Annotated in this window: 2 protein-coding genes; both read left to right on the top strand. The window is 36.3% G+C overall.

Annotation, left to right across the window (positions count from 1 at the left end):
• Positions 1-252: 252 nt before the first annotated feature.
• On the top strand, positions 253-783 hold the full coding sequence (locus tag AC59HZ_RS31215; RefSeq protein ID WP_496549591.1) for a dual specificity protein phosphatase family protein: 531 nt from the start codon (positions 253-255) through the stop codon (positions 781-783).
• Between the two features lie 176 nt (positions 784-959).
• A complete protein-coding gene (ybiA, locus tag AC59HZ_RS31220) occupies positions 960-1,520 on the top strand; it encodes a riboflavin biosynthesis intermediates N-glycosidase (protein ID WP_496549592.1) in 561 nt (186 codons plus the stop codon).
• The last annotated feature ends 244 nt before the right edge of the window (positions 1,521-1,764 follow it).

The following is a 1,764-nucleotide window of genomic DNA, read 5'->3' on the forward strand; positions in this document are numbered from 1 at the left end:
ACTTTATTGTTTTTATCGAAAATAACAGAAATATTTCCTACCTTTATAAATTTACAATTAATTGTTAGACAGACTCAAGCACGGTTCTGTGAGGGGGGAGGAGTACAATCTACCGCAAGGTAGAAAGGCTCCCTTCTACTCGACTCAATAAGACTACAAGAAAAAATAGTATGGCTATTTGCAATATAAAGGAATATATAACGCGTGATTCGAATTTAATATAACAATTAAAAAGATATTAGGGTGATTTATATGGACCATAAACCGCCTAATTGGATAGATAAATATGGTCACTCAGAAATTATTAATGGGTTACTTTTTCTGGGTGGAGAAGATGACATTGATAACCTCCTAAATGGAAAAGTGGAATCTCGGAATCTTAATGGAAACGGGTTCTTTCAAACTATGCCGACTCCTCAAATTGATGTTTGGATTGATTTAAGAGATGTTCGAGACTCTAACAGAAATGTCTTCTTGCCAGAAAATGTTGAATATATCTCAGTTCCATTTAGAGATGGAGTAATTGAAGAAGCAAAAACTTATCTCCCCATAGCAAAAGAAATATTAGGAAAAAAATTAGCGAATAAGAAACGTGTATTAGTGACTTGTCATCAAGGAAGGTCAAGGTCAGTTATGTTACTTGTTTGGTATCTTAGTGAAACTATGGGGACATTTGATAAAGCATATAAGTTAATTCGTTCAAAAAGACCCATTATTAACCCTGATAAGAATTTTATCCCTTTACTTGAAGAGTGGAAATTAAAATATACACCTAACAACTAAAGAATACTGTAATAAAATCTTGTTCAACAAACGGGGTCGTTAATTCATGAATTTAGCTGTTTCGGCAGTTTTTTGTTTGTTCCGCTAACGACGCAAATTCTTCAGTAAATCGGAACTAGCTGTTACTATATTCGTATGCTTTATCGAATGAATTCATAAAAATGCGAGGAGATTGAATGATTTACTCGATCGAAGATTTGATTAATGTCTATGAAAAAGGAGAAAGAAGAAAATTCATTTTCTTTTGGGGACATACACCTCTACCTGATGGAAGTATAAACCAGAGTTGCTTCAGTCAGTGGTGGAATTGTCACTTCGTTGTTGACGGCGAATCCTACAGTTGTGCAGAACAGTTCATGATGGCAGAAAAAGCAAGGTTATTTGGCGATAAAGCCATGTTAAAAGCGATTATGAATGCCCGTCACCCTAAAGAGATGAAAGATTTTGGTCGATTAGTGAAGTCCTTCAATTGGGCTATTTGGGAAAGTCACTGTTATGAGATTGTGAAACGTGGAAACTATGCGAAATTTGAGCAAAATTCAGATCTTTGGAATTACATGAAAACTACAAAAAATCGAATATTAGTCGAAGCGAGTCCTGTTGATCCTATCTGGGGCATTGGGCTTGCAAAGGACAACCCAGACGTAGAAAATCCGTTGAAATGGAAAGGAAGAAACTTGCTTGGATTTGCATTGACCGAAGTACGCGATCAATTATTGCAATCAAGTAAGGGCTAAACCACAACGGAGTCTGGGTAGATCACTCGTTGAACTAAGGGTGCAAGAGGTAAGGATAGGGATGGCTGCGGCGATCTCTTTTTTCTTGCACTAACGGGGCAGCATTCCTGTAATGAGTGAAAATGAAGTTTGAACAAAAAAATAACCTCTTGGTAGAATAAGAGTGTCCTAAAGCTCCCCAGCGAAAAGGACAACACTCAAATACCAGGAGGATTTAAAATGAATTATAACCAAAATAAGAAGA

The sequence above is a fragment of the Neobacillus sp. DZ-9 genome (assembly GCF_059587065.1).